The organism is Mastigocoleus testarum BC008 (assembly GCF_001456025.1).
Lineage (GTDB): Bacteria > Cyanobacteriota > Cyanobacteriia > Cyanobacteriales > Nostocaceae > Mastigocoleus > Mastigocoleus testarum.
Genome location: NZ_LMTZ01000045.1, coordinates 119,963 through 141,735, shown reverse-complemented (window position 1 = coordinate 141,735; position 21,773 = coordinate 119,963). Strand labels below are relative to the sequence as shown.

Annotated in this window: 18 protein-coding genes; 9 read left to right on the top strand and 9 right to left on the bottom strand. The window is 38.8% G+C overall.

Features of this window, described 5'->3' with window-relative positions:
* Nucleotides 1–113 precede the first annotated feature (113 nt).
* Nucleotides 114–239, top strand: coding sequence for a photosystem II protein Y (locus BC008_RS08930; protein WP_027842249.1), 126 nt, complete (start codon nt 114–116; stop codon nt 237–239).
* A 359-nt stretch (nt 240–598) separates the two neighbouring features.
* Nucleotides 599–1,918 carry a bifunctional folylpolyglutamate synthase/dihydrofolate synthase gene (locus tag BC008_RS08920; protein ID WP_027845785.1) on the top strand — a complete coding sequence of 440 codons (1,320 nt, stop codon included), beginning with the start codon at nt 599–601 and terminating at the stop codon, nt 1,916–1,918.
* A 110-nt stretch (nt 1,919–2,028) separates the two neighbouring features.
* Here BC008_RS08920 and BC008_RS08915 read toward each other — a convergent pair whose 3' ends face one another.
* Complete coding sequence (locus tag BC008_RS08915) at nt 2,029–2,517, bottom strand: hypothetical protein (RefSeq protein ID WP_058183440.1); 489 nt, start codon at nt 2,515–2,517, stop codon at nt 2,029–2,031.
* A gap of 953 nt (nt 2,518–3,470) precedes the next feature.
* On the opposite strand from BC008_RS08915, the gene pilM reads away from it, so the two are divergent.
* The 6 genes from pilM (at nt 3,471) to cobD (ending at nt 11,251) form a co-directional block, all read left to right on the top strand.
* The gene (pilM, locus tag BC008_RS08910; RefSeq protein ID WP_027845784.1) at nt 3,471–4,577 is read left to right on the top strand and encodes a type IV pilus assembly protein PilM; all 1,107 of its coding nucleotides are present in this window, start codon (nt 3,471–3,473) and stop codon (nt 4,575–4,577) included.
* 104 nt (nt 4,578–4,681) lie between these two features.
* On the top strand, nt 4,682–5,446 hold the full coding sequence (locus BC008_RS08905) for a PilN domain-containing protein (protein WP_027845783.1): 765 nt from the start codon (nt 4,682–4,684) through the stop codon (nt 5,444–5,446).
* Nucleotides 5,443–6,207, top strand: a complete 765-nt coding sequence (locus tag BC008_RS08900; protein ID WP_027845782.1) for a hypothetical protein — start codon at nt 5,443–5,445, stop codon at nt 6,205–6,207. The genes BC008_RS08905 and BC008_RS08900 overlap by 4 nt, the downstream gene beginning before the upstream one ends.
* 362 nt (nt 6,208–6,569) lie before the next feature.
* On the top strand, nt 6,570–9,002 hold the full coding sequence (locus BC008_RS08895) for a type IV pilus secretin family protein (protein ID WP_027845781.1): 2,433 nt from the start codon (nt 6,570–6,572) through the stop codon (nt 9,000–9,002).
* A 792-nt stretch (nt 9,003–9,794) separates the two neighbouring features.
* On the top strand, nt 9,795–10,079 hold the full coding sequence (locus BC008_RS08890) for an HU family DNA-binding protein (RefSeq protein WP_027846537.1): 285 nt from the start codon (nt 9,795–9,797) through the stop codon (nt 10,077–10,079).
* A 26-nt stretch (nt 10,080–10,105) separates the two neighbouring features.
* Nucleotides 10,106–11,251 (top strand): threonine-phosphate decarboxylase CobD, encoded by a 1,146-nt coding sequence (cobD, locus tag BC008_RS08885; RefSeq protein WP_027846536.1) that lies wholly within the window; start codon nt 10,106–10,108, stop codon nt 11,249–11,251.
* On the opposite strand, the gene BC008_RS08880 is transcribed toward cobD, so the two are convergent.
* Entirely contained in the window at nt 11,235–12,194 is a 960-nt protein-coding gene (locus BC008_RS08880; protein ID WP_036268569.1) for a threo-3-hydroxy-L-aspartate ammonia-lyase, read from the bottom strand. The genes cobD and BC008_RS08880 overlap by 17 nt on opposite strands.
* Before the next feature lie 90 nt (nt 12,195–12,284).
* Complete coding sequence (gene aat, locus BC008_RS08875) at nt 12,285–12,863, bottom strand: leucyl/phenylalanyl-tRNA--protein transferase (protein ID WP_027846534.1); 579 nt, start codon at nt 12,861–12,863, stop codon at nt 12,285–12,287.
* Between the two features lie 415 nt (nt 12,864–13,278).
* Here aat and BC008_RS08870 point away from each other — a divergent pair, with 415 nt between their 5' ends.
* Entirely contained in the window at nt 13,279–13,608 is a 330-nt protein-coding gene (locus tag BC008_RS08870) for a hypothetical protein (protein ID WP_027846533.1), read from the top strand.
* Between the two features lie 76 nt (nt 13,609–13,684).
* On the opposite strand, the gene rpsN is transcribed toward BC008_RS08870, so the two are convergent.
* The 6 genes from rpsN to BC008_RS08835 form a co-directional block, all read right to left on the bottom strand.
* Nucleotides 13,685–13,987, bottom strand: coding sequence for a 30S ribosomal protein S14 (gene rpsN / locus BC008_RS08865; protein WP_058183439.1), 303 nt, complete (start codon nt 13,985–13,987; stop codon nt 13,685–13,687).
* 253 nt (nt 13,988–14,240) lie between these two features.
* On the bottom strand, nt 14,241–14,909 hold the full coding sequence (nth, locus tag BC008_RS08860; protein ID WP_058183438.1) for an endonuclease III: 669 nt from the start codon (nt 14,907–14,909) through the stop codon (nt 14,241–14,243).
* Between the two features lie 58 nt (nt 14,910–14,967).
* Nucleotides 14,968–16,062: an RIP metalloprotease RseP gene (gene rseP, locus BC008_RS08855; RefSeq protein WP_027846670.1), complete on the bottom strand. Its 1,095-nt coding sequence runs from the start codon at nt 16,060–16,062 to the stop codon at nt 14,968–14,970.
* A gap of 646 nt (nt 16,063–16,708) precedes the next feature.
* Nucleotides 16,709–17,989: a serine--tRNA ligase gene (gene serS, locus BC008_RS08850; RefSeq protein ID WP_027846669.1), complete on the bottom strand. Its 1,281-nt coding sequence runs from the start codon at nt 17,987–17,989 to the stop codon at nt 16,709–16,711.
* A 205-nt stretch (nt 17,990–18,194) separates the two neighbouring features.
* Nucleotides 18,195–19,586, bottom strand: coding sequence for an RNA-guided endonuclease InsQ/TnpB family protein (locus tag BC008_RS08845; protein WP_027843226.1), 1,392 nt, complete (start codon nt 19,584–19,586; stop codon nt 18,195–18,197).
* Between the two features lie 807 nt (nt 19,587–20,393).
* Nucleotides 20,394–20,975: a DUF3611 family protein gene (locus BC008_RS08835; RefSeq protein ID WP_027843224.1), complete on the bottom strand. Its 582-nt coding sequence runs from the start codon at nt 20,973–20,975 to the stop codon at nt 20,394–20,396.
* Between the last annotated feature and the right edge of the window lie 798 nt (nt 20,976–21,773).

Below are 21,773 nucleotides of genomic sequence, written 5' to 3'. Positions count from 1 at the left end.
TATTGTAAATATTCTTAACATTTTGCTATGGAAAAAGTACTCAGTTAGGCTAACAATAAGATGAGGCTCGATCGCAATACTTGAATGTCGCTTAATAAGAGGAAGTAATAGATATGGATCTTGATTTTCGCGTAGCGGTGGTTTTAGCACCAATTGTGATTGCCGCTGGCTGGGCAGTTTTTAATATTGGTAAAGCTGCACTTGTACAAATTCAAACTTTTTTAAATAGAGAAGCTTAAATTCATTTTTTAAAAAACAAGCTTGAACCCGCTTGGGTTGTTATCGACTGTATCTCTATTTAAAGAACAGTCGATTTTATTTTTATCGGGGTTTGGGTAATTGGTAATTGGTAATTGGTAATTGGTAATTGGTAATGGATTAGACGTAATACCAATTTGGAAAAATAATGAGACAAATAAATTTTTGTAGAGACGCGACATGATGACCTAACGGTCATGCTATACCTACGGTACGCTATCGCTAAGCGCTAACGCGTCTCTACGGAGTAATCTGTTGCAATGATTTATTGAATTGGTATAATTCACTGTTTTGTTATATATAAATAAAAAAATAAACTTAAAAATAAAAAACGGTTTTTGTGGATATTGATTCTTTGCTGACACCTTTTAAGCATTTTGGCGTTAATCTTGGACTTGAGAGAATTCTGCAGCTCTTAAAAAATCTTGGAAATCCTCACAAATCTGTTCCAGTAATTCATGTTGCTGGTACTAATGGTAAAGGTTCGGTATGCGCTTATTTATCTTCTATTCTCACTGCTGCAGGTTATCGTACTGGTCGTTATACCTCTCCTCACTTAATTGATTGGACGGAACGAATTTGTTTCAATGAGCAACCCATTAGTTCTGAGGAACTACAGCAAGTATTACTAGAAGTTAAAACTGCGATCACAACGCGCGAGGCGAACAATTCAGATACCTCTTCACCAACTCAATTCGAAGTTTTAACTGCTGCTGCTTGGTTATATTTTGCCAAGAAACAAGTTGATGTTGCTGTTGTGGAAGTTGGTTTGGGGGGACGTTTAGATGCAACTAACGTATGCGAAGAACCCTTGGTGACAATTATTACTTCTATTAGTTTCGACCACGTGCAGGTACTCGGTCCAACAATTAGTGATATTGCGAGAGAAAAAGCTGGTATCCTCAAATATAAATGCCCCGTTGTTATGGGACCATTACCAGCAGATGCTGAAACAGTAGTGCGAACGCGCGCTAAAGAGTTGGAATGTCCAATTATTTCCCCTCACATTGCTCGTCAATTTAGTCCAACCCTGGCAGAATATCGTTATTCGCAAAGTAAAGAAAAAGATATCAAAAATTATCAATCTCTTCAATATCCTTTGTCTTTACATGGAGCAATTCAATTAGCAAATTCTAGCTTAGTCCTAGCTGCGGTAGAAATATTGCAAAACCAGGGTTGGTTGATTTCTGAATCAGCAATTATTGCTGGGATGGAAAAAACTAAATGGTTGGGACGAATGCAATGGACAACTTGGAAAGATAGAGAATTTACAGATCGAAGATTATTAGTTGATGGTGCTCATAACCCAGCTTCAGCTAAAGCTTTACGAGATTATGTTGATACACTTGGGGTTAAATCTATTTTTTGGGTGATGGGAATGCTTTCTACTAAAGACCATACCCAAGTTTTTCAAGCACTACTCCGACCTGAAGATAAACTGTATCTACTTCCAGTTGCAGACCATAGTTCAGCCCAACCTGAGAATTTAGCAAAACTAGCTGCAGAAGTTTGTCCGCGATTGAAATTCTGTAATGTTCATACAGATTTATTTTCAGCTTTAGACACAGCTTTCAGTAAAAGCGATCAAAGTCAAGATTTAGTAGTTCTGTGTGGTTCGCTATATTTAGTGGGATATTTTTTCGCCAATCGAAGTAATTAATACCAATTTCCTTTAATACGGCTACGATTCGTTTATAACAGGGAATAGGAAAAGATTCAAAGAATTGATCTGTAGCAGTATTTTTTAAAACTGGTATTAACAGCGAAAGTTTAATCATCTCCTGTTTCTGTTTTTCTCAATTTTCCTTTAACAGGAGAACCTTCACCGAGTTCCGATAAATCTTCTTCTGCATTAGCGAGTAGCTTTGTTCGACTACATATATTCGTACTTAATAACTTATTGTCGAACTTTGATGCATAAACGAGATATTGTTGACCTCGCTCAAAGGAGTATCCACATGCAGCACTATTAATTTGGGTAGTAATTACTTGCTTCTTATTTACTTCACCTTTCCAAGATGTCATAACCTTAAATTTGACCCTAACCTCTGAGTTTTTACGCCTAATTCTCATGACTTTTCCCGCAAAAACAGCTTCAGAACGATCTAACTCAGATTTTGGAGGACCAGGAGGGAGACAGGAGCAAGCGCACGCTTCTTTACTATTAGCGGTAACAACTAAGGGAATCAACAAGGATGAAGCAATAGTGAGCTTAAATATTTGCTTCACAAAATGGTTTGCAAGCTGCTGTATTCTCATGACTTATCTCCTCAACTAAAGTAGGTAAATCCGATCGTTTATCAACTTGTGGCTAATATATTTTTACCCTTCAGGGTAAGTACGTTGGGTAATATCTAATGCAAACGCTTTTAACTATTTTTTCACTATCAACAAAAATACTAAAGCAACCCTTAAGAAACTTAAATAAAGGTACTTTTGAAGAATTTACAAATTTTAAATTTAAAAATTTTAGCCAATCATGTTAATTCCGTATAAGTACTGGGTACTTTATTAATAACTGTCTGTTTTAATGAATCGATGTTATAAATAATTAACCGGTTCGTTAATTTGCAGTAAATACTTGCCTGTAAAATATTAAGCTGGTCCAATCTACAAATATATGAGTAGGAGGAGTGTCTATATTTCTGTCATCTTATATCTACATTCAAACAAAAAATCCTCGTAATAAATTAGCAATAATTTGCTTTTGAAATTCTCTTGAAAAAGATTGAGTCATTGAATTAAATATTATCTTGTAGTTTTTCTGTCAATTTGGCTGTAATTTTATTGTGTCTCAATAGGATTTGTTATCTTGATTTGAATTTTTTACAGATGATTTGTTTCTAGTCATAATTAAATTTGAAAAAATAATCAACCCTAAATAAGTACAAAATACTAATTATTTTTTAGCTGTCTGAGCTAGCCATATTTTTTTTCTTGACAAGGCAGATTTTTCGCCCCAATTATACCTAGTTAGTGATTTTGAACATTTTCGAGGTATCAAGTAATTAATTGTTCTGTTTGTATATTTTAATAATTTGTAAGCCGAACTGTTTACTATTTAAGGTTGAATTTAGTTTTTGTTACAACTTCTTCACAACTTATCTATGATTGTCACTAGAGATTGATTTGACCTCTAAATATCATTTATATTCTCATCTCATTTTCATCCGATTTACATTTTCTTTTTTAGAAGTCCTGCGGACAAAGCCGTGATTAAAAGTTTAAATAGTTTCTTTAGTAAATCTAATCAAGGTGTCGGAATCGAACTTGCTCCTCAAAGAGTAAATCTGGTTCAGTTACGCAAACAGCGTCAAGGTTTGAAAGTAGAAGCTTTGACATCTATAAACGTACCAGAAGACGTATTTACAGAAGGGCAAATCATCGATCCTCCGACTATGGCACAAATTATTCAGGAGGCATTGATTCAAAGCAAAGTTAAAGCTTCCCGTGTTGCGACTGCTGTATCTGGGAGAGACTCTATCATCCGATTAATACCTGTACCAGCAGAGTTGGATGATAAAGAACTACGAGAGATGGTGCTCAATCATGAGGCTAGTTTGTATTTGCCATATCCCCGTGAAGAAGCTGATGTTGACTATCAGAAGCTTGGATATTTTGTTGATGAAGATGGAATTGAAAAAGTACAGGTACTTCTAGTTGCTACTCGTAAAGAAATTACCGATACCTATGTCAATACATTTGAACAAGCCGGCTTGCAAGTCGATATCCTTGAAATCAATAGCTTTGCTTTAATTCGAACCATAAGGGACCAATTACGGCAATTTGACCGAGAAGAAGCCGTGGTATTAGTGGATATCGAATTTGATAGCACCGAAATCGCGATCGTGGTGAACGGAGTACCCCAGTTTTCAAGAACTGTACCAATTGGTACATTTCAACTCCAATTAGCTTTATCAAGGGCTATGAGTTTGCCTACATCCCGAGATATGGAATTACTTGAAAGTATGACTGTTCCCACCACAGCAATGGAAGCAGGAAAAACAGGTCAAACTGAAGTAAACCCCGGTATGGCAGCTGTAATCAGGGTATTGGGAGAAATCACCGACGAACTTCGTCGTTCCATCGACTTCTACCTCAATCAAAGTGAAAATTTAGAGGTTGCACAACTAATTTTAGCTGGACCAGGAGGCGGGTTGAAACAGTTAGATGAATTTTTTACACAGCGTTTAAGTTTACCGACAGTTCAAATCGATCCCGTAGAATCACTATCAATAGAGCTAGATGAATCCGAATACAGTGCGGTACAACGTCCCGGCTTGGGGGTTGTACTAGGTTTAGGGATGCGTGAAGTTTAAGAGGTTCAAATTGTTGCTTAACTTTTTACTGGACTCATAACTGAATATTTACCGAAAATATTTATCGAAAGCTTTGCCACTATCAGGGGGTATGACATAGCACAATGTACAGCCTAGATATCAACTTTCTTCAAGACCGTCCATCCCACCAGAAGAAATCTGAAAGTAGCATTAAAAATACTACTTCAGGTGGAGAGTTAATACCGTTGTTTGTTGGACTCGCGGTTGCAATATGTCTTCCTGTGTTTGTTGGTGGTGCTTGGTATATCTTAAGTACTCAAAATAACACCCTAGAATCAGAAATTGCTGAGCTAGAAGTAGAGAATCAACAGCTAGAAACAGAAATAGGAGACATTAATAAAATCAAAGCGGAGACTGACAAGATTAAGGGAGAAAATCAAGCCCTAGTAACGGTATTCGATCAGATCCGCCCTTGGTCTGCAATGTTACAAGATTTACGCGATCGCATTCCGGGAAGGGTACAGCTGGAAAATATTGAGCAAACACCACCAGCAGAAACTGATGGAAATAAACCTAATTCAGCTGGAGCCGTCAAGTTAAGTGGATATGCTCGATCGTTTAATGACGTTAATGATTTTTTACTGAGCTTACAACAGTCTCGCTTATTTAAACCTTCAGAAAGCAGAATTTTGAGTGCTGAATTAGTCGATGCTCCTATTCCTCCGGAAGTTAGTCAAGCTGAGAATAGCGAACTAATTAAATTACCGAAGGTAGTTAGATACGAAATTCAATCCAGTTTAAGTGATGTTCCAGCTTCGGAATTGATACGTGAATTGGAACAAAAAGGGACAGTTGGGCTAGTAGCCAGAATACGTAGTCTGCAAGGAACAGGAATTCTGCAAAAATGACACTGAGTGAAGATTTTAATTTTATTGAAGAGCAAGGCGGAGGATTTGAGGATGATTCTTCTAATTATCCCGTCGTATTTGGGGTGACCCTAACGCCAAAAGTTAGCGGTATCCTGATTGGCTTTTTAGGATTAGCGGGAGCGGCTTATATGCTTATGAACCTGTTAATGCCAACTTGGGAAACATTTCAAGAAAAGCAAACACAAAAGAGCGAACTAAAAACACAGATTGAGAATAAAAAAGCCAGTATCGATAAAATTGATGAAGTTAAAGAAGAATTAGCAAAAACTAAGCAACAGCAGATTCAGGTTTTATCGGTATTTGCAAATGAGAAAACCCTTGACACTTTACTTATAGACTTAAACCGATTGGTGGAAGCAGGAAATACTCAATTACCGACCAATGCAATAAATGCAAAACTTCAAAAGTTCGCGCCTGGTGAAAATCAACTTCAACCAATAACTGATGGTTCTCTCGGTGCAGAGGTAGACGGTAAGTTAAAAAGCAGTACTACTAATATTGAAATAATAGGAACTTACGAGCAAACTCAATCAATTATCCGTAATATTGAGCGCTTACAACCGCTACTAATTGTTAAAGAATATAAATCAGTTTTAGAATCCGATCCTGTTGATAGGGACGGAAAAGTAAAACCTAGGGTGGGTGCTGCACCAATCAAAACCTCTTTTTTACTAGAAGCCTTAATGCCGATGAACCCAGAAGAAATCGCTGCAGCAGCGAAAGCCGCAGAAGCAGAGTAGTAAATACAAATACCCTTGTTAAGTAATATGTGGGTAAATTTTTGGTTTGCAGTTGTGCTAAGAAAGTGCGCTAAAGCGCAACTACAAACCTAGACATGACTAATGATTAAATAATTACAATTTCTATTTTTATTTATTTACTATTTCTTCTTATTTGTATTAAAGGTAAACCCAAAACGTTAAAGTCAGAACAAAAATCTAAAATTTTCAACTCAATTTTTTTTTAATTAAACTTAAAATTCAAGATTCTAAATTCAAGATTTAAAATTCAAAATTTAAAATTCAAGATTCTAAATTCAAATTTTTCAACTTAAACTTTTAAATTCAGATTAACCCTATTATTTTTTAGTGAGGAATGGACTGTGAAACAGCTTCACGGTAACAATATTATTTTAGGTACTGCCGCAACTATACTTCTTGTAGCTCAACCTGTTTGGGCACAAACTGCTCGAATTACTGGAGTGAATTTAAAGCCAGTTGATAACGGAATAAGCCTGAAGTTAAAAACATCCTCTAGTAAGCGTCCGCAGGTATTTACAACTAAAAGAGGAAATGTTTTAGTTGCAGATGTTATTAATACTCAATTAAAGTTACCCGAAGGCGATAGCTTCAGTCAGGAAAATCCTGCACCAGGAATTGCTTTAGTTACGATTAATCAGCTAGATGCAAACAGTGTTCGAATATTAGTAACCGGTACAGAAAATGTTCCTAATAGTCTACCCATAGCGCGCAAAAAAGATGGTGTGACTCTGAATTTTGGAGCTTCTCCTGCATCCGCATCTGTTCCATCAAACCCCAGCACAATAGCAAATAATACCCCTGCTCCTCCCGCTCCTCCTTCTACAGTTCCTGCTCCTAAGCCTCAAATAGATATCAACACCACTCCAGCCCAACCTGCGGGTCCAGGTCAGCCCTCTACACCGGCTCCACCATTTCTTCCCAGGGCTGTTGCTCCACCTGTTGGAGATATTGCTATTTCGAATATTGATGCTTCTCCCACCGTTATCGATCTGGGTACTCAGGAACGGGTTCCTCGTTTGGTATTACGAGATGCTCCAGTACGTGAAGTATTGTCACTGCTAGCCCGTGCAGCAGGAATGAATTTGGCTTACACCACCGCTGGAGATAAGGAGGGAAATGCTTCAGAAACACAAAGTAGCAATGCTGAAGGACCAACAATCTCTTTAGATATTGAAAATGAGCCCGTGCAGGATGTTTTCAACTATGTTCTGCGCTTAAGTGGTTTAGAAGCAAATCGTAGCGGTCGGACAATTTTTGTGGGTCCAAATCTACCTAATTCCACCCGCGATGTGGTGATGCGCAACATAAGACTCAATCAAGTTTCTGTAGATGTTGCATTAAACTTTCTAGTTGGTATGGGTGCAGAAAGTGCGGTAAGTCGAGAACGACAAGTTACCAGTGTAAGTGCTGTACCTGTAGGTAGTGGTGCAACTCCTATTACTCAAACACAGACAACCACAGAAACTAAAATAGAACGCCTTAGTCTTGATGACTCAAAATATACAAACCCTATACTTAGAGGCTTGCAAGCACTAGGAGACGAACGCACAAACTCAGTCACTTTGATTGGTAGTCCAAGGTTAATTGAAATGGCGATGACGCAATTAACTCAACTTGATGTACGTCGTCGTCAAGTAGTAGTTAATGTCAAGATTGTTGACGTCAATCTTTCAAATATTAAAGACTTTAACAGTAGTTTTTCTTTTGGTGTAGGGAATAATTTCTTTTCCAATGATGGTGGTGCTGCTGTGGTTAATTTCGGTGGTTCGAGACCTCCAACCAGTTCCGAAGCAGCTAATAGTGTAACTAGCCAACCAGTCATCTCCAATCCAATTTCAGGAGAACCATTTTTCGACCCAAATAGTACACTTACTGTTCCTAATGGTGGTACAGGTCTAAGAGTTGTAGATGATGGCTTTCTTACACAAAATACTCCTGGTGATGCAACTTTCTTAAATCCAAGAACTCCTCTTGGTGCTAACGGAGATCCAACTGCACCTGGTATTTCTGGATTTACTCCAGGGACACCAGATACTATTACCATCACAACCGATCCTACCACTGGACAGCGAACAGCTGATTTTGCTGAAGGAAGTCGAGCTAACGCTGAGTTTGGCTTACCGTCGTTATTCCGGTTTCCCAAACGATTCCTAGCAAGCTTACAAGCCCAAGTACAAAGCGGTAATGCCAAAATTTTGACAGACCCAAGCTTAATTGTTCAGGAAGGTCAGCAAGCGCAGGTAAATCTAACCGAGGAAGTTGTTGGACAGACAAATATAACAATAACTGACACTTCTGGTGGGTCGAGGGAAACACAAGAAGTTACTAAAGAGGAAGTAGGTTTAACTCTGGGTGTCAAGATAGAACGCATCGATGATAATGGTTTTGTGTCTCTTTCGGTTGCTCCTAATGTGAGCGCACCCGTACGTGAAGTTGACACGGGAGCAGGTTTAGTGACTTTAGTTTCTAAACGCTCGCTTCAATCAGGTTTAGTTAGGTTGCGAGATGGTCAAACCCTAATTCTAAGTGGAATTATCCGAGATCGGGACCGTACAAGCGTTTCTAAAGTACCAATTTTGGGTGATATCCCTCTATTGGGTTCGTTGTTTAGAAGGACAAATAAAACAAGCGATCGCCAAGAAGTAATCGTTTTACTAACACCTCAAGTCATGGATGACACTCAAAACTCATCTTTCGGCTATAACTACAAACCTAGTCCTTCAGTGAGACAAATGCTAGAACGCCGGGGCTTAAAAATTCCTCGCAGGAAATAAAAGTTTATAAACGTATCATTTTTGAATATTTTGGATTGAATGGAGAGAACAGGGAACAGATTTTTTCGCTCATCTCATAACATTCGCTCATCTCATAACAGAAGTACTTTATGTTGTTATATTCCCCATTTATGGCTTCCATGAGGATAGTACTAACTTAGTTCATAACCTGAATGTTGATTTCTGACTCCTTACTCCTGACTCCTTACTTCTGACTCCTTACTTCTGACTCCTTACTTCTGACTTCTTACTCCTGACTCCTGACTCCTGACTCCTTACTCCTGACTCCTTACTCCTGACTCCTGACTCCTTACTCCTTACTCCTTACTTCTTAACCCTGAACCATGGCTCTTGAATTCTAATTAATTTCTGAAAAGGCGTTGCAATAAACCGTTTCTTGGACTATTGTTAAAAATATTTTGTAAAGAATTGTCACCTCTTTACAATTCCATTAAATTTCGATTTTTTATCCCCTAGTTTGCCCTATTCCTTTCGGGATAGGGGTTTTTACTAAGTATTTTTCCCTACTCGGAGGTGGGTTTTTAGGAAAACAAAAGCCAGAAAATGATAACGAATCCTGAAATCTATATAAATTAATGGTTTCATCTATCCACTTCTGGCTTGTACCCATTAGAATGATTCATTGAAAAGTTCAGCCAACAGGAGTTACAGCCCTTTTAGGCATAAATACTCAAAAAACGTTTTTTTGGTAAATCTCTAAACAGAGATTTCGGTAAACATACGTCTGGGTGTGTCAATAAATAATCTCAAGTAAATTTCAAGGAGTTTGACATGAATAAAGGTGAATTAGTTGATGCTGTATCTGAAAAGGCTAGCGTAACTAAAAAGCAAGCTGATGCAGTCCTAAGCGCTGCATTAGAAACAATTATTGAAGCTGTTTCCTCTGGCGATAAGGTAACCCTAGTTGGATTTGGTTCTTTTGAGTCACGGGAACGTAAAGCTCGTGAAGGTCGTAACCCCAAAACCAACGAAAAAATGGAAATCCCTGCAACTAAGGTTCCCGCATTCTCCGCAGGAAAAATGTTCAGAGAAAGAGTTGCGCCCCCAAAATCATAAGTAGTGTTGGGAGCAACTACTTTTTGGTGCGGCAAAGAGGACATGGGGGTAATCTAGCTTGGGCAGCTGCTATCGCTGGCTGCCCACAGGATTTAATTCTGGATTTTTCTGCCAGTATTAGCCCATTGGGACCTCCCCATAGCAGTTTAACTGCTATTTCGTCTCACATGGGTTATATAAAGCACTATCCAGACCCTAATTACACAGAACTCAGACTGGCGCTGAGTCAATATCACCAACTAGATCCTGAGTGGATTTTGCCCGGTAACGGTTCTGCAGAATTACTTACGTATGTTGGTAGAGAATTTGCCAAATTTGCCGCAACAGCTTTAATTACTCCAGCCTTTGGCGATTATTATCGAGCATTAGCTGCTTATGATGCGAAAGTACTGGAGTTTCCTTTTTCTTTGGCAAGACAAAATCATGCTAAAGAAGAAGGAAATCGGGAAGACATGGAAAAGGTAAGTTTTACTCAACCTTTGTCTTCTCTTCCTCTTAACGATTTTGCTTTATCTTCAAGGCATGGCTTGCTGCTTAATAACCCCCATAATCCAACCGGAAAGTTGTGGTCGCGGCAAGCAATTCTGCCCTATCTGAAGAAATTACCTTTAGTTGTAGTTGATGAAGCTTTTATGGATTTTTTACCGCCAGACCAAGAGCAAAGCTTAATTGGAATGGTGGAAAAATATCCAAATTTAGTTATTTTGCGATCGCTAACCAAGTTTTACAGTATGGCAGGGTTGCGCTTGGGATATGCGATTGCTCATCCCGATTACTTGAGTCGTTGGGATAGATGGCGTGATCCTTGGTCTGTCAACTCTTTAGCTGTAGCTGCAGCGATCGCAGCTTTGAAAGATAAGAATTTTCAAAGGCAAACTTGGGAATGGCTTGCACCGACGCGCGAACAATTGTTTCGCGATCTAGTCAGTTTACCTGGATTAGAACCTTTACCTGGTTCTGCAAATTTCTTACTGGTGCGTTCTCAGCACAGCGTTATCCAACTTCAAGAACGCTTACTCAAGGAACATCACATTTTAATTCGTAACTGCAAGAGTTTTCCCGAACTGGGAGATAATTATTTTCGGGTTGCTGTTTTAAATGAAAAAAATAACCAACGTCTAATAAAAGTCCTTTCATTGGTTTTGGAAAATCAAATTATTGAAATTCCCTAAAAAATTTCCTTAAATCCACATTTCCACCACTAATAACTACTCCGACTCTGGCTCCCGGTGCTTTCACAACGCCTTCAAGTAAAGCCGCAGCAGCTAAAGTTCCCGTTGGCTCCACAACTATCTTCAGGCGTTCCCATAAAAACAACATGGTACGAATAATCGCTTCTTCTGAAACCGTCACCATCTCATCTACATGTTGGAGTATCAAAGGAAATGTCAATTCGCCTAATCTATGAGTGCGAGCACCATCAGCAATAGTATTGGGATTTTCTATGACATGTATAGTTTTACTGTAGAAGGAAAGAGTTGCATCATTAGCCTTTTCTGGCTCGACCCCAATAACTTTACAATTTGGAGCAAGTGCTTTTGTTGCGATTGCACAACCAGAAATTAATCCACCACCACCGCAACAAACCAAAAGTAGATCGAGTTCTCCCACTTCCCCGATCAATTCCAATGCAGTTGTTCCTTGTCCTGCGATTATATGAGGATGATCGAAAGGTGGAATTATTTTCAAACCTTTTTGTTCTGCTAAAACCTGAGTTAATTTTTCTCTGCTTGTTTCCTTACGTTTATACAAAACAATTTCTGCACCATAACCCCGAGTTGCTGCTTGTTTGACTGCAGGAGCATCATCCGGCATAACAATGGTAGTTGGTATATCAAGCAATTTACCGGCTAAAGCGAGCCCTTGAGCGTGGTTTCCTGATGAAAATGTAATGACCCCCTGTTCTTTTTGTTCTATTGATAATTGGGACAGTGCGTTAAATGCTCCTCTAAATTTAAAAGAGCCAGTTCTTTGAAAGTTTTCTGATTTCAAAAAAACTTGATTCTTTGTGAGTTTATTGATAGTACGGGAAGTCAGAACGGGAGTACGATTTGCAATACTATTGAGGCGATTCGCTGCCGCTTGGATATCATCTATGGTAATAGAGTTTTGCATTGAAAAGGGAACATTAAACAGGGAACAGGAAACGGGAAACAGATAATTATGAATTGGGAACAGGGAACATAAAACAAAGAATTATTCAGACTAAACAAAATTTAATTCAGTCATTGCTACTGCTTTAGTGAGTAAATCTTGATATTCTAAATTGCCAACACCATAAGCCCCAAATCTTTCCAAGTGGGGATTCATCATTTGAGCATCAAATATAATAAATCTCTTTTCTCGCAATTTTTCCACTAGTTTTACCATCGCAACTTTGGAACCATCGGGTATGCGGTAAAACATTGATTCGCCAATAAAAGCACCGCCGATCACAATTCCAAGAATTCCCCCTGCAAGTTCATCCCCTTCCCAAGTTTCAAAGCTATGTGCCCAACCACTATAATGTAATTCCTGATAGATTTCTTTTAAATCAGGGGAAATCCAGGTAGTATCTCGATCTGCACAACCATCAACAACAGATTGAAAATCGCGATTAATAGCAACGCTAAACTTATTTTGATTAATAATGCGTCGTAAAGATTTAGGATAACGGAAACGTTCATCCAAAGGAATTAAAGTGCGATCGCGACTGCCATACCATCCGAGGTTATTATCATCATCACCCATAAGGAAATAGCCTTGGGCATATCCTTCGATGATGGCAGAGACATTATATCTCATAGATTACAAACTAAATAAAATGCAAATAAACACCCTTTTATTGAGGTGATTTAGCAATCAATTCTAAATCATGACATAAAAATTAATATTTATGAAAGTGAATATTCGTACAACTCAAATTTATAAATATTATTTGCTAAGCCTTGAGTACAATCATAATTAGAATCTCTATCCTAATAAGTCAAAATATAATTAATTTAAGTATCATTTGTTTAATACTCTTCCAAACTTAGAGATAGTTTGTCAACAGATAATTTTCCGTGGAGTATATTTTTGATATATCTCTTTGAAATATCTCTTTGATATGTATACGTAAAATCAAACCTGTTTTAATTTGTTTGAATTTAATTGGTTTGAATTTAATTGGTTTGAATTTAATTTGTTTGAATCTGCGTTAAATACAAAAAATAAAAAAATGACTGAACCAATTCCACCAATCACCCTACCACCAGCAGAAAATCCCGAACAGGAGGGAGAATGGTTACAAACAAGCTTACATTCTTGGCTGAATACCGAGTTTATTCCCGAAGCTATCAATGAAGAAATAGCACAACGAGCAGCACAAATTTTTATGCGCCAAAGAATGGAAGGAGAAAACGATTTAGGTTCTCTAACGCTCGCAATTGTCACCGAAATGCAATCCTTTGATTTTTCCAAAAGTTTCTATGGAGAGTTTGCGATCGCTAATGCTGTTAGCGATCTTCTTTTGGAAAGTTTAGGTATTGATAAATGTTGCGGACAATAAAAACTAAAAAGTAAAGAGTTAAGAGTAAAAAGTAAAGTTGTTAGATTACTTCTTACTTCTTAATTCTTACTTTTATTTACCAGCTAGACTTAACTACACCTGGTAAAAGTCCTTGGTGCGCCCAATCTCTCAGTACATTTCGGCAAAGACCAAAGTCACGGTAAACACCTCTAGGACGACCAGTTACCCAACAACGATTTTGGCGACGAGTAGGAGAACTATTACGGGGAAGACGTTGGATTTTCCGATGAATTTCCAGTTTATCCAATGGGTCTTCTGTGGTTCTAAACTCTTCTAGCAATGCTTCCCGCTTAGCTGCGTACTTTGCTACTAACTTAGCGCGCTTTTTTTCACGCTCAACCATACCTTTTTTTGCCATAAGTTCTAGTAGTTGTTTTATAAAACAGCACAGTCTATTTTAGCGAATGGAATGCCTTGTGACATAAATTCTAGAAATTGATTACCAGAAATTGATTACCAGAAATTGATTACCAGAAATTGGTAATTAGAAACTGGTAGTTAGAAACTAGGGATCAGGTAATTCTCACCCAAGCAAGACTTTTCACCAATTACCAATTACCCATTACCAATTACCCATTACCCATTACCAATTACCCATTACCAATTACCCATTACCCAATATTAGCCGAAGGACAAATATCCGCTAACTGACAAACCTCACAAGCAGGAGAACGCGCCTTACATATAGCTCGACCGTGGTATATCAACCTAATAGACCAATTTTCCCAATCTGCTTGCGGTAAAAGTTTCATTAAGTCACGCTCGATGCGGACGGGGTCTTGATGCTTGGTAAAACCCAAACGTTGACTAAGACGTTTAACGTGAGTATCTACGGTGACTCCTGCATTAATTCCAAATGCATGGGCAAGAACAACATTAGCAGTTTTTCTCGCAACACCGGAAAGCTGCAATAAATCTTCCATACGTCCGGGAACTTGAGCGTCAAAGTCATCAACTATTTTTCGACAAGCAGCTCGGATGTTTTTAGCTTTATTACGATAAAAACCTGTGGAACGCACTAATTGCTCTAGCTCTTCTAAATCAGCATTTGCTAAGCTTTCTGCATCGGGAAATCGCGCAAACAAATCGGGTGTTACCTTATTCACACGCTCATCCGTACACTGAGCGGAGAGAATAGTTGCTACCAATAACTGCACTGGTGAGTCGTGGGTTAAAGAACAAGTTGCATCTGGATACAAACGCTTCAAGCGTATGAGAATTTCCAGCGCCCTAATTTTTTGAGATGAACGTTTTGCTTTACCACTCACCTGCTTTTGCACCCATAAATAAAAATTAATGATTTTTGGGTATTATAGACGTTCTTATCCCCTGAGAAATCTAATTGAGTGCTTGATATAAAAGCTGGGTAGTTTCTTTAACAATCAGAAAAATCCCCAATCCTAGAATCAGCACAAAACCCGTTCCCATGACTCCTTCTTGAATCTTGCTGGGTAATGGCTTACCCATCACACCTTCAATCATTAGAAAAGCTAATTGTCCACCATCCAAAGCAGGTAAAGGCAAAATGTTAATAATTGCTAGGTTGATGCTAATTAAAGCAGCAAAGAAAAATAAATTTCCGACATCATTTTGAGCAATGTTAGCCCCAATTTCTACAATTTTAACTGGCCCTGCCAGATCGTTAGCCGTTTCTTGGAAGTTAGTAGCTAATTGACCGAAACCTTGAAATGTCATGGTAACGATGCGCTGAAACTCAGTAGCACCCAGACTAAAAGCTTTGACAATATTCCGTACTGGTTTGCGCTCAGTTTTGACATTTGGTGTCAGTCCAACCCCAATGGTTCCACCGTTAGCTTTAGCTTCCGGAACTATGGTTAAAGATAGTTGTTCCTCACCACGGGAAATTTGTAGCTGGATTTCTTTCCCAGCATTATTTTTAACAATTTTCTGAAAACTTTCTATTTCTGTTGGTGAATCACTAAATTGCCGGCTGTTTGCTGCTAAGACTACATCTCCTACTTTAATTCCTGCATCAGTAGCTGCAGAACTTACTTCTGGCGCGAGTTGTTCGATGACAATACCAGGCTTAGTATCAACAATTTGCTGGATACCAACAAAGCTCACTTGAGATACCAATAACAAATAAGCAAATATTAAGTTTGCTATCACTCCAGCACTGATGACAATTGCCCGATCTAAGATAGGGCGGTTGCTCAATAAGTTAGGGTCATTACGAGGAATATCACTATCCGGGTCATCGTCAGGAAAAGCTACAAATCCACCCAAAGGAAAAGCCCGAACAGCATATTCTGTTTTCGCTCCTTGGTATTTCAAAATTATTGGACCAAAACCAATTGAAAATCGGTTAACGTGAATTCCTTGGAAGCGAGCTGCAAGAAAATGTCCGAGTTCGTGGACAAAAACTAAAACCAGCACAACTGCGATCGCCGCGAAAGCTGCTAAAACTGACATAGGAATAATTAGCGAATTTATTGGGTTATAGTTACAGGTTTTACAGAAAAATATTGCATTTTACTATAAAACTTTCAATTTGCAAGATATTCTTCTTACAAGACACAGTTATACGCCACTTACTAAAGCCCTGAAAGAGCAATGTAGCGGCTTAATTACTCCCCTCATCAATAGATTAGGAAATACATATTCTTATTTTAAGATCTGTTACAGTCCGGAATGAATCTGGATGATATTTTTTGGGGATTGGCTATTAGGGATAGCACTGCGTGCCGCCGCAAGCGGCATATGGGGATTGGGGACTAGCGATTAGGATTTACGTTAGCAAATTCGCAGATAGCTCAGCTATAATCTGGGACACCGGCGTAAGTATTTAGTACTTCACTACATAAGTTATAAGGAGTATTTCCCAGTCCTATTCATAGAATTTGTGCTGTTAGATAGGGACTTACATTACAGTCCCTAGATCATTGGGTATAAACCCGACAAAATTAATATGGTTAAGTACTAACCTGGCTTTAGCCATAGGTACTGTGTGACGCCTGCAACATATGGTATTAAGAATCGCCCGAATTTTTTTCCCAATCCCTAGTCGCCATATGCCGCAAGGCGGCACGCAGTGCTATCACCAGTCCCCAATCCCAAATCACAATATCTCCCGCTTCAAATAAGGTTGCAGTACTTTTGGTACTCTGACAGTTCCATCTGGTTGTTGATAATTTTCCAAAATCGCTGCCATTGTTCTTCCTACTGCTAAACCAGAACCGTTAAGAGTATGGACAAATTGGGTTCCCTTTTTACCAGTTTCTTTAAAGCGAATATTACCCCTTCGTGCTTGGAAGTCTATACAATTAGAACAACTAGAAATTTCCCGATAAGTACCGGCAGAAGGTAACCAAACTTCTAAGTCATAGGTTTTGGTTGAGGAAAATCCCAAATCTCCGGTACATAGTTCTAATACTCGATAAGGTAACTCCAATGCTTCTAGAATAGCTGCTGCATCTTTGAGTAATTTTTCTAATTCCTCGAAAGAATCACCTGGAGCGACAAATTTTACTAATTCTACTTTATTGAATTGATGTAAGCGAATTAAACCGCGCATATCGCGCCCATAGCTTCCAGCTTCTCGACGAAAGCAGGGAGTGTAAGCACAGTGATAAATTGGTAAGTCCTCCGCAGATAAAATTTCTCCTCGATAAAGGTTGACCAGAGAAACTTCTGCAGTTGGTGCTAGCCACAAATCGTCAGCCCCACATTTGAAACTTTCTTCAGCAAATTTGGGTAACTGTCCGCTTGCTGTCAAAGATTCGGTGTTTACTAAAACTGGTGGTATGACTTCCAGATAACCGGCTTCCACCTGACGGTCGAGCATAAATTGAATTAATGCTCTTTCTAATGCTGCACCAGCCCCAAACAGCGCCACAAAACGGCTTTGTGCTATCTTTACAGCACGCTCAACATTGAGAATACCTAATTTATCAGCAATTTCCCAATGGGGAAGTATACTCTCATCTTTGGGGATATATTCATCTCCCCAACGTCGAACCTCTACATTTTCTTCCTCACTTTTACCCACGGGAGTTGAGCCGCTGGGTAAATTGGGAAGAGCCAATAAAAGCTCCTCGATTTTACCCAACAGTTCTTTTTCTTGAGGTTCTAGCTGACCAATTTCAGCCTTAATGGAAGCACCTTCTTCCCGTAAAGCTTTAATCTCATCGCCCTTAGGGTCGCTACCTGCTTTGATTTTTGTCGGGATAGTTTTAGCAATTTCATTGCTACGTGCTTGAAGTTGGTTGCGCTTCGCTTCTAATTCACGTTGTTTTTGATTCAACTCAATTATTGGTTGAAGGTCGTAGCGATCGCCACGAAGAACCAACTTTTCTTGCACAAATTCTGGGTTTTCCCTTATTTGCTTGATATCGAGCACGGATTTTTCTCAGTTTTCTGCTAAATATTGATTGTCTGCCAACACAACAGAATATAGCAATTTTGACTGACTGTGACTGCTGGATTTAAGAAGGCTAGAAATTTGACATCTCCCCCGGTTAAAACACGGGGGATTCTAAGCTGATATTGCTACGTCAGATGGAATCCGGACTACGCAACGGTTGTGAGTTTCTCGATTCCTCGGACTACGCGACCGTTGTGAGTTTCTCGGATATTGTCCGATTTAGGCAACGCTTACGGTACGTTCTAGTTAAATCACTTAACAAGTCGTATCGTTTTGGGAGTGTCAAAGCTCCCCTACCCACCTTGGTTAGGTCTATACCTAACTGTGTGGCTACTTTTCTTGCAATATTCGCTGCCCCATTGCAATCAGCATTAATTAAAAAACATGAGCCAGTTTTGTACATACCGCGTTTAACTCTTGTTCCCGAGGGTTTCCAGTTCTGGGGTTTTTCACCCACCTTCGGCAGAAAATCATCACTCAAAAAACAACTCTTCGAGGTGTAGCTTTCTTCGGTAATCGTTAAAACTATTCCGTACTCTGGACAAAATTGCTTTAAACGCTCAATCAATCTTCCCGTGGGAATTACTACAAAGTTTTGATTATTGCGTTTACTCATCTTGGAACGCTGCTTTTGACCGTTGTTCCATCCAATGATCAAATTACCAATACCATCATTTAGACAACGATTAACAATAAATCTGGCTGCTTTATTGATAGCATCTCTCGTCTGGTTATTACGTTTACGTTGTACTCTATCAAGATTCGCATCCCAATAAAAGTCTGACTTACCTTGTTTGTACTTGGCAACCAAACGACAGTAACCCTGATTCATTGATTTAAGCTTGCGACCATCAATGATTAAACTTCTCCCACGAGTTGAAACACCTGTGAGCCAATTAGTACCACCGTGGTCAAAACTCCATGCTTGCGAGTAATCAAGGTTAGGGTTATGAGTAATAGGTTCTTTACCATCGTCTATCACCCAATCAACCCAGAATTCACCTAAGTTAGGACGTATTGTTACTTCTTTTACCCAGTCAAAATCAATGAATTCTGGCAAGTGCAAAGATATCTCGTCTATCAAATGTGGCTTAACTTCTTTGCTGATTGGTGGATAAACCCGACCATCAATCAATCTTAAAAGTTGTTTCGGGAATGTAACGGCAGCTAAGCCACCCTTCTTACGGTACTTAGGCAACCTAGGTCTATCAACCTCACCTTTGTAGTAAGCCTTTACCAACCCGTTGTAAGAGGTTATTGATTCACCAACAGACTTTAATGTTTGTTGCGCGGCTTGCGCTGCTAATGCTTTGTAATGCGGGGATTGTTTTAAGGCTTTGTCTAACTCTGGGTACTTAATGTCACATCGATAAGTTTTCCACCCACTACGTAATTCATCGCCTCGCCAATACAATGATTGTGCATTACCCATCTCAGCTAATGCAGAATAATGTTTTTGCTTAGCATAATAAATCGCACAGTTAATTAAACTGTTTGAGTTGCGACATTGGTCAGCCCAATAATCATTCTCCCAATCATTAAATTTAGCTCTAACTGGAATCGTTCTGTACAATTTTGACTCACCTCCTTAGCTTTGTTAACCTACGCTTAGGTTAGCACGTGGAGCTAGATGATGTTCACAAGAAAAGGTCAAAAAGGATTAAAAGATACTCCTTATTACTACGACGAAATCAAGCAACAACACGCAATATATTTGACGCCTACGGCTTGGAATGATTTAAAAAGGAGAGCAAAAGAGAAAGGTATAAGCATTAGCGAATACGTTGAACGATGGATAAGAGACACAGTAAGATAAATCTTGCCGTGTCAGATTTCCACCCCTCGTTAAAACAGAGGGGTTATCATCTTCCTGCATTTACTTGATATTTTCTTTCTATTTGTAGTTATGGGGTAATTTTCCTGCTATCTTCTCTTTAGTCATGCCAAATCCGATTTTAAAAACCCTTTTATATTGTTTGGGATTTTCCCACACTTCCCACACCTCCCCTCTCATTCTTAAAGGGGGTAATTAACCCAAATCTAATATCATATCTTGATATCCCTTATGTAGTTGTTGGAATTCCCCTCAAAATTTCCATAAATTCCAAAACTCTTCCTAACCCCTAAAAATCCAGATTTGTTTCCAAAGATTGTCTGAAGGATGCTAGAACCCAAAAAGCTAATCGGTTGGGTAAATAAATAAAAAAGGAAAATCTATTTATTGTCTAGATTCTCCTTTGTATTCATTAATTTTAGAATTTACTCAGTTTTACAAAAATCGATTTATTTTCCCGATTTTTAGTACTCATATTTTAGTACCAATGTTTTTATCGACATATTTTGATTAGTGGTGAATTTATAGATATTTTCCTTAATCCACCTACCGGGTTATGCGGTTAAGCAACCAAACCGAAGCCACTAGCCCAGCAAAATGGGCTGTGACCGTATTAGTATTTGCTTGAACGACAAAAATATCCAAAGGTTGAATAAAACGACTTGGGTCGGCTTGAGCAATAATTCCAGTACCTATTTGCTGTGAGGTGAGGGATTTAGTTAATAAAGTTCCCACAATGGCTTGTGCGCCAAACAAAGTTAACAGCATGCCGACAAAATGCACTATCATCCCCAAGCGTAAAACTTGAACTGTTTCAGCTTTGCGCGGACGGTTGACAGGATTAGGAGATAAAAGGTCTCTGCCAATTCGCGTATAACGAAAAGCGACAACTATCCCCCCAATCAAAGCAATTAGTCCACTAACAGCCAAAAATATACCAAAGCCGGTGCCTGGATTGCTGTTTCTACCTCCAGTTCTCTGACTGAAAATAGCAAACAATAAAATTCCTCCCGCTACGACACCTAGCACCAACTGAGTCCAAAAACTAATCCAACCAGTAAGGCGAAACGTTTGACCGATTGAGCGGATGTTCGTAGAAGAGGATTGGGTATCGGACTTATCTGACATATATTGATCGTCCACGCGCTAGGCGTTTGATAAATTCACTATGACACTTATCACATTGCTCTAATAATATTTCAAGTACGCAGAATCTGTGATTAATACTGATAATTATGTTTGAATTGATTAACCTAAACTCGATACAAGCCAGATTAAACACTCTGCTTGCATGATATTTGCGGCTAGCTCAGTTCCAACAATCCTTTTGCATTAGTTTATTACCATTGAGGTAAGACCACCATAGGAAGTAAAACTTCATAAATCACATCGGTAAGGGAGTAAATTATATCTAAATTATTTTTTTTGAAAATTTTGTATATAACCATTAAGCTGCAAATTATCTACAATCGTTTGATATCAACTCAAATACCTCAGTGAGGGGTTACACCCTGCTGACATCAAAAAAATATTTACACTGCAGCAAGTGTAGGTATGAGAAGTCTAGCTAACAAAGGCTTAAGTACAAGTACTTTGAAATAACTGGCTAAAGATGCTTCATCTTTAACCACTAATACTGGGATAATTACCGTCAAACAAAGTATTTGTTAATTTTTATGTAAAAAAACGCATTTTGCCTTTAAAATTGCTTAGGTGCCATTTTATGCTTAGGCAGTCCTCACACGCTCGGCATCACTCGACACACAGACGGTAGCAATGCTGCTGTCAGCAAATGCTCCTCACATGCAGCCTATAGGTTGAGTAATTGTATACTCTTAGAGCCCCTGTGCTGCCTAATCTTTCCCTAAGGTGTTAGTGTAAACATTACTTTATTTCGTTTGTGGTTTGGCAATTCAGTTTAAGTAG